Here is a 2,066-nt window from a genome sequence, read left to right on the forward strand (position 1 = left end):
GGCAGTGGCGCCGGCGACCAGGCGGGCGCGATTGCCCAGCGGCTGGTGACCGGCGACCTGCGAGATGCGGCGGGACTGCTGCCGTCGATGGGACAGGTGGCCCTGCTGCAGGGTTACAGCCACGGGTTCTCCTCGCTCCTGTGGCTGCTGACCGCGATCACGGCACTGACAGCGGTCGTGGTGTTCCTCTTCCTCGGGCGGGGAGGGGAGACGGCGGAGGATATCGCGGAGGAGGCGGAACTGGCCGCCGCTGCCGCGACGCGATCCGACGAGAACCGATTACGCCAGCCGGCCCTTTGACAAACGGCCTTTGACAAACCGGCTCATCTGAGCCATATGCAGGCTATCCGGAACCGCCGCAGCGAGACGATCTCGCTGCGGCGGTTTCGCCGTTTTGGGCCTTCGGTCCTGCAAATCATTCGCACGCGCAAAAAGGAAGACATGGTGGCGAGGGAAGTCAAAATCGTCGAGCGGCTGGCCTTCTGGGGCATGCCGCTGTCGCTCGGCGTCATGTTCTTGAAGATGCTGGCCTGGTGGATGACGGGCTCCGTCGCGCTGCTGTCGGACGGGCTCGAATCCTTCGTCAATGTCGCCGCCGCCTTCATCGCCTATTTCGTCATCCGCTATGCGCAGCGCCCGGCAGACCATGACCATCAGTTCGGCCATCACAAGGCGGAATACATTTCTGCGGTCGTCGAAGGCGGGCTGATCATCGTCGCGGCATTCCTGATCATCAGCGAGGCCTGGGACGGACTGTTCGCGCCGAAACTGCCGGATGCGCCGGTGCTGGGCCTGGCGATCAACGGACTGGCGGCGGTCATCAACGCTGCCTGGGCGACGACGCTGATCCGGGTCGGCACCGCCCATTATTCGCCTGCAATGGCAGCCGACGGCCGGCACATCATGTCCGACGTGGTGACTTCGGCCGGGGTCTTCGTCGGCCTCGTCCTCGCCGTTGTCACTGGATACGCAATCCTCGACCCGGTGCTCGCCATCCTGGTCGCGATCAACATCCTCTGGCAGGGCTACAAGGTGATCGCCCATTCCATCGGCGGGCTGATGGACCGGGCGCTGGAGCCGGACGAGGAGGCGGCGGTGCGCGAGGCGATCGCCACCCATTCGGTCGGCGCGCTTGGCGTCCACGACTTGAAATCGCGCCGGGCGGGGGCGGCTGTCTTCATCGATTTCCATCTGGTCGTGCCGGCTGGCATGAGCGTCGCAGAAGCGCATGCGATCTGTGACCGCTTGGAAGATGCGATCAAAGCGAGTATTGCCGGCGCCACATTGGCAATCCATGTGGAGCCCGAAGGCGAGCGCGCCCATGGACAGAAGGTAGACGTGGAAGGAACAGGCAAATGACGATGACCGATGTCAGCGGGCTCTCGCAGCTCGGATCTCACGTGGAAGCCCCGCAGAGCCCGGAAACTGCGGTGCTGGAAAAGGTGCCGAACGGCAACCAGGGCACCGATTACGTGGTGCGCTTCACGGCGCCGGAATTCACCTCGCTCTGCCCGATGACCGGCCAGCCGGATTTCGCCCATATCGTCATCGACTATATTCCGGACGGGTTCCTGGTGGAATCGAAGTCGCTGAAGCTGTTCCTGCATTCGTTCCGGAACCACGGCGCGTTCCATGAGGACTGCTCGATCTACATCGCCAAGCGGATCGTGGACCTGCTCGCCCCGAAGTGGCTCAGGATCGGCGCCTACTGGTATCCGCGCGGCGGCATCCCGATCGACGTGTTCTGGCAGACGGGCGAGGCGCCGGCAGGCGTGTGGCTGCCGGAGCAGGGGGTCGCGACGTATCGCGGGCGTGGGTGAGGCGTAACGGCTTGCCGGCAAAACGCTCCAGTGGAGCGTTTTGAGCGCCGGGATGGTGCGGCAGGCTCTTTCATCCCGTCACTTCAAAACCGAGCGAGTGTGGCGTCCGATCGACATTGATGTTGGAATCCGCCAGCCCCCCTTGTAACTTCCCTTTATCCGCTTTTGGCGATTTACTGCCAGATGCGGTGGCGGATGGGAGACCGAACCTCCCTTGGGACATCAAGCCCGTGGCAGAGCCTGGGT

At 64.0% G+C, this 2,066-nt stretch carries 2 protein-coding genes and 1 pseudogene; all 3 read left to right on the forward strand.

The genetic code is table 11. The features are described from left to right. Positions 1–300, forward strand: a pseudogene (locus MOV63_RS32360) (hypothetical protein); the annotation flags it as partial. 141 nt (positions 301–441) lie between these two features. Further along, positions 442–1,359: a cation diffusion facilitator family transporter gene (locus tag MOV63_RS32365; protein ID WP_247039828.1), complete on the forward strand. Its 918-nt coding sequence runs from the start codon at positions 442–444 to the stop codon at positions 1,357–1,359. Continuing rightward, positions 1,356–1,820 (forward strand): preQ(1) synthase, encoded by a 465-nt coding sequence (queF, locus tag MOV63_RS32370; RefSeq protein ID WP_247039829.1) that lies wholly within the window; start codon positions 1,356–1,358, stop codon positions 1,818–1,820. Before MOV63_RS32365 ends, queF begins: the two co-directional genes overlap by 4 nt. Positions 1,821–2,066: the final 246 nt, after the last annotated feature.

Source organism: Neorhizobium sp. SHOUNA12A, from assembly GCF_023006505.1.
Taxonomy (GTDB): Bacteria; Pseudomonadota; Alphaproteobacteria; order Rhizobiales; family Rhizobiaceae; genus Neorhizobium.

Excerpts from the sequence above, each read along its gene's own strand:
- queF (WP_247039829.1), top strand. The coding sequence starts at position 1,356 with ATGACGATGACCGATGTCAGCGGGCTCTCGCAGCTCGGATCTCACGTG.
- MOV63_RS32365 (WP_247039828.1), top strand. The coding sequence starts at position 442 with ATGGTGGCGAGGGAAGTCAAAATCGTCGAGCGGCTGGCCTTCTGGGGC.